Genomic DNA, 2,838 nt, shown 5'->3' on the forward strand with positions numbered 1-2,838 from the left:
AGAGGGTGATAGTCCCGTATAAGTAAGAGAAGATATTAATAGTGGTATCCTGAGTAGGGCGGGGCACGTGAAACCCTGTCTGAATCTGGCGGGACCATCCGCTAAGGCTAAATACTCCTGAGAGACCGATAGTGAACCAGTACTGTGAAGGAAAGGTGAAAAGAACCGTGAATAACGGAGTGAAATAGATCCTGAAACCATACGCTTACAAGCGGTCGGAGCCCTTTCGTGGGGTGACGGCGTGCCTTTTGCATAATGAGCCTACGAGTTACCGTTGCTGGCAAGGATAAGCACTTTTGGTGTGGATCCGTAGCGAAAGCGAGTCTGAATAGGGCGCTTTAGTCAGTAGTGGTAGACGCGAAACCGTGTGATCTACCCATGGGCAGGATGAAGCTGTGGTAACACACAGTGGAGGTCCGAACCGGTTGACGTTGAAAAGTCTTCGGATGACCTGTGGGTAGGGGTGAAAGGCCAATCAAACTCGGAAATAGCTCGTACTCCCCGAAATGCATTTAGGTGCAGCGCTGTGTATAGTTATATAGAGGTAGAGCTACTGATTGGATGCGGGGGCTTCACCGCCTACCAATTCCTGACAAACTCCGAATGCTATATAATGTTTCTCAGCAGTGAGGGCATGGGTGCTAAGGTCCATGTCCGAGAGGGAAAGAACCCAGACCATCAGCTAAGGTCCCCAAATGTATGCTAAGTTGAAAAAACGAGGTTTGTCTGCCCAGACAGCTAGGATGTTGGCTTGGAAGCAGCCATTCATTTAAAGAGTGCGTAACAGCTCACTAGTCGAGCGGACGAGCATGGATAATAATCGGGCATAAGTATACTACCGAAGCTATGGATTTGACGTAAGTCAAGTGGTAGGGGAGCATTCTAACAGGGTTGAAGGTGTGAGGCGACTCATGCTGGACCGGTTAGAAAAGAAAATGTAGGCATAAGTAACGATAATGCGGGCGAGAAACCCGCACACCGAAAGACTAAGGTTTCCTCAGCTATGCTAATCAGCTGAGGGTTAGTCGGGTCCTAAGGCGAACCCGAAAGGGACAGTCGATGGCCAACGGGTTAATATTCCCGTACTACTTATAATTGTGATGGGGTGACGGAGTGATGAAAGCACCGCGAACTGACGGAATAGTTCGTTAAAGTACTTAGCTATAGGTCCCGTAGTAAAATGCGCGGGAACTGGTGAAATACGATAGTACACGGAGTCTTCGGACAAAGTGATAGTGTGCCTAAGGGCTTCCAAGAAAAACCTCTAAACTTAGATTATAAGTACCCGTACCGTAAACCGACACAGGTAGTCGAGGAGAGAATCCTAAGGTGCTCGAGAGATTCATGGCTAAGGAATTAGGCAAAATAGACCTGTAACTTCGGGAGAAAGGTCGCCAGCAGCAATGCTGGCCGCAGTGAAAAGGTCCAGGCGACTGTTTATCAAAAACACAGGGCTCTGCAAAATCGTAAGATGACGTATAGGGCCTGACACCTGCCCGGTGCTGGAAGGTTAAGAGGAGATGTTATCTTCGGAGAAGCATTGAATTGAAGCCCCAGTAAACGGCGGCCGTAACTATAACGGTCCTAAGGTAGCGAAATTCCTTGTCGGGTAAGTTCCGACCTGCACGAATGGTGTAACGATCTGGACACTGTCTCAGCCATGAGCTCGGTGAAATTGTAGTATCGGTGAAGATGCCGATTACCCGCAGTGGGACGAAAAGACCCTGTGCACCTTTACTATAGCTTAGTATTGACCTTGGATAAGTGATGTGTAGGATAGGTGGGAGACTGTGAAATGGCGTCGCCAGGCGTTGTGGAGTCATTGTTGAAATACCACCCTTTGCTTATCTGAGGCCTAACCCCGCAGCGCGGGGGACATTGCTTGGTGGGTAGTTTGACTGGGGTGGTCGCCTCCAAAAGAGTAACGGAGGCTTCTAAAGGTTCCCTCAGCACGCTTGGTAACCGTGCGTAGAGTGCAATGGCATAAGGGAGCTTGACTGAGAGACATACAGGTCGATCAGGTACGAAAGTAGAGCATAGTGATCCGGTGGTTCCGCATGGAAGGGCCATCGCTCAAAGGATAAAAGGTACGCCGGGGATAACAGGCTGATCTCCCCCAAGAGCTCATATCGACGGGGGGGTTTGGCACCTCGATGTCGGCTCGTCACATCCTGGGGCTGGAGAAGGTCCCAAGGGTTGGGCTGTTCGCCCATTAAAGTGGCACGCGAGCTGGGTTCAGAACGTCGTGAGACAGTTCGGTCTCTATCTACTGTGGGCGTTAGAAATTTGAGTGGATCTGACTCTAGTACGAGAGGACCGAGTTGGACTGACCTCTAGTGTATCTGTTGTCCCGCCAGGGGCACCGCAGAGTAGCTACGTCGGGAAGGGATAAGCGCTGAAAGCATATAAGCGCGAAACCCACCACAAGATGAGATTTCTTTTAAGGGTCGTGGAAGATGACCACGTTGATAGGCTACAGATGTAAAGGCAGTAATGTCATAGTCGAGTAGTACTAATAACCCGTAAGCTTATGTATCGATTCCTGCGCCGCAAGGCGCAGGAGCTTAACTTTTTAATTGTCTTTCTTTATCTCAGTATGTTAAGATATTTTGTAATGTTGATCAGTAAAGCTGATTACCCTTGCATAACGACTTAAGGTGGTTATTGCGGCGGGGCTCACCTCTTCCCATTCCGAACAGAGAAGTTAAGCCCGCCTGCGCAGATGGTACTGCAATCCTGTGGGAGAGTATGTCGCCGCCTTTCTTTAGTGAAGCCCTGCTTGAAAAAGCAGGGCTTTATTTTTTTATAGGTACGGCGTGTCAGGCAAAGCCCTCGATC

The 2,838-nt window shown here is 49.4% G+C and carries 2 rRNA genes; both read left to right on the forward strand.

Annotated features, from left to right (window positions below):
• Positions 1-2,536, forward strand: a 23S ribosomal RNA gene (locus G498_RS0109815); the annotation flags it as partial.
• A gap of 117 nt (positions 2,537-2,653) precedes the next feature.
• Positions 2,654-2,763: ribosomal RNA gene (gene rrf / locus G498_RS0109820) — 5S ribosomal RNA — on the forward strand.
• The last annotated feature ends 75 nt before the right edge of the window (positions 2,764-2,838 follow it).

It is taken from the genome of Flavobacterium suncheonense GH29-5 = DSM 17707, assembly GCF_000430025.1.
GTDB lineage: Bacteria > Bacteroidota > Bacteroidia > Flavobacteriales > Flavobacteriaceae > Flavobacterium > Flavobacterium suncheonense.